The following is a 2,268-nucleotide window of genomic DNA, read 5'->3' on the forward strand; positions in this document are numbered from 1 at the left end:
TCCCGGATGTGCTCAAGACGCCTCAGGTCGGCGGCTGTTCGCGGCTTGTTGGTCGCCTTGGCCTCACCGAGGAGGGTGATGCGCGCGCTCTTGTCACGCGGACGGGACGTACGGGCGAGGGCGACGACGTCGACCTCGTGCCCTCGGTGTTCGCGGCAGGCGACGATTGTCGTGCCGACCTGTCCGATGTCGTCGAGTCCCTGCTCGCGCCCGTACCGGAGTGTCCACTGGCGGGCCAGGTCCTCGAAGTGCGGGCCGAGGACCTTGGAGGAGAAGGTCTCCCTCGACCGCTCCCATGCGGCCCGCCCCTCCCTCAGTTCGAAGTCGACGAGGTTCGGACGCACGATCAGGTCGTGGAAGCGCACGATGGGGTCGGCCACGGTGATCACGGGCTTGCGCTGGAGCAGCAGATCCTGTTCGTACCGGACGAAGGCCGCCGCCTTCATGATGTTGAGGTGGTACGTCAGCGATTTCGCGTCCATGCCGACGAGCCCACCGATCTGCGTGGGCGTCGCGGCGCCGGACGACACCGCCTCCCAGATGGCGTGGTACGTGGCGCGATCGCTTATGCGCGGGTCCTCGGCCAGCAGGTACTCGGGTTCGGTGAACAGGATGTGGGACGGGTTGAACACGCTGCGCGCGAGCCATGCGTAGAACCCGTCGTCTCCGGGTTCCGGCGGGTCTCCCACCACATCCCGGTACCCGGCAGCTCCTCCGAGCACGGCGTCCACGAGGAACGCCGTCTCCGGGTCGCCCACCCTCCAGTACTCCGCCGCGTCCCGGAACCCGAAAGGCCCGATCCGCATGTCGATCACGGCCCTCCCACGCAGCGCCTGGTCACCGGCGAGCAACGTCGACATGGTCGAGATCGCGGAACCGCACAGGATGATCCGCAATGCCGGCTTACCCGAGGACGGACCGCGCTGGTCGTAGAGCGCCTGAAGGACGGAGGGCAGTTCCGGAGAGTGCGTGACGAGGTACGGGAACTCGTCGAGGACGAGGAGCGGGGGTGCGGTGCCGTCGCTTCGGCTGGTGAGCGCGTCGGCTGCGGCGTCGAGGGCCTCGACCCATGACGTGAACCGCCCGATCCGGAAGCCGACCGCCTGGGCCAGGCTGTCGGAGAAACGGTCGAGGGCCATGGCCCGGCTCTGCTGAAGGGCGAGGGTGTAGACACCGTCGACAGCTCTGCACAGGTGCTCCAACAGGAACGACTTGCCGTGCCGCCGCCGCCCCCGGACGACGCCGATACGCAGCCCCGGGGCCTTGTCCGTACAGAAACGTGTGAGTTCGTCCCACTCATGGACGCGGCCGAAGACGGCGGAGGGTTTGGGGATGGACATGGGGGTGGGTCTCCTACCTGGCTTCTTAGCCTGATTCCACTTAGCCTAAATCCAGTGAGGCTAGCTGCGCGATGGTAATCATGCCGTCACTCAGGGGGATTGGAACGTGCTGGCCGGGTAGGTTTCGCGAGCCCTCTGACTCCTCAGCTCGAACATCCGGCTGCGCACGAGCCCTGGTGTTTCACAGGAAGGTCACCTGCATGATGTAGAGCCGCTCGTGCCGGGGGACGATGAGGTAGTTGAAGAAGCCGCCGGACACATGGGCGAAGCCTCCTTTGGGGCCTTCGCCTGCGACGTGCTGTTCGTCCGGGTCGTACTCCCACGTCCAGGTCACGCGGACACCGCCCGCTGGGCCTCGGCCTCGACGGCGGTCAGCTCGTTCATGCCTGACCGGAATGCGGGGTCGTCCCTGCCCTCCGTGCCGTGCACTGAGGCGAGTGCGGCGCGGTAGCGGGCGGACAGATCGGGGCGGCGTTCGATCTCGACCTGCGCGTGCCAGTACGTGAGCCAGTGCTGGAGGTGACCGATCTTGCCGTCCGCGATCGCGGCTGTGAGCGCCTGCTCCTTGTGCCGCTCCATCTCGCCCAGCCGATGCGGGGCGATGCGAGCGAGGGCGACACGGACGACCTCCGGGGTTCGCTCCGGCCGGGGGATCAGCTCCTGCCCGTGATCAGGCTGAGTGCTCACGCGAGGCTCCTTCGGTCTGTGCTCCTTGCCGCCCACGGTAGCGGCGCAGCCGGACAACAGCGCCGGCTTCAAGCGGCCACCCCTTGGCGCCGGGCTCCCGCACCGCCCACCTCGAACCACATCAGCTTCCCCGCACTCCGCCCGGACCGGTCGTCTCCGAGCGGCCACCCGCCCCACGCGTCCGCGCACTGCCGTACGAGCAGCAGTCCGCGTCCGCGTGTGGCGTCGGCCGGGGGTGGGG

The 2,268-nt window shown here is 68.2% G+C and carries 3 protein-coding genes; all 3 read right to left on the reverse strand.

Features of this window, described 5'->3' with window-relative positions; translation table 11 throughout:
* Nucleotides 1-1,340: ATP-binding protein (locus tag FNH08_RS49030; RefSeq protein ID WP_152778404.1), on the reverse strand; the 1,340-nt coding region annotated here is incomplete at its 3' end.
* A 181-nt stretch (nt 1,341-1,521) separates the two neighbouring features.
* Nucleotides 1,522-1,674 (reverse strand): hypothetical protein, encoded by a 153-nt coding sequence (locus tag FNH08_RS51335; protein WP_194238880.1) that lies wholly within the window; start codon nt 1,672-1,674, stop codon nt 1,522-1,524.
* Nucleotides 1,671-2,027: a hypothetical protein gene (locus FNH08_RS49035; RefSeq protein WP_152778406.1), complete on the reverse strand. Its 357-nt coding sequence runs from the start codon at nt 2,025-2,027 to the stop codon at nt 1,671-1,673. The genes FNH08_RS51335 and FNH08_RS49035 overlap by 4 nt, the downstream gene beginning before the upstream one ends.
* Nucleotides 2,028-2,268: the final 241 nt, after the last annotated feature.

The sequence above is a fragment of the Streptomyces spongiae genome (assembly GCF_009377185.1).
GTDB lineage: Bacteria > Actinomycetota > Actinomycetes > Streptomycetales > Streptomycetaceae > Streptomyces > Streptomyces spongiae.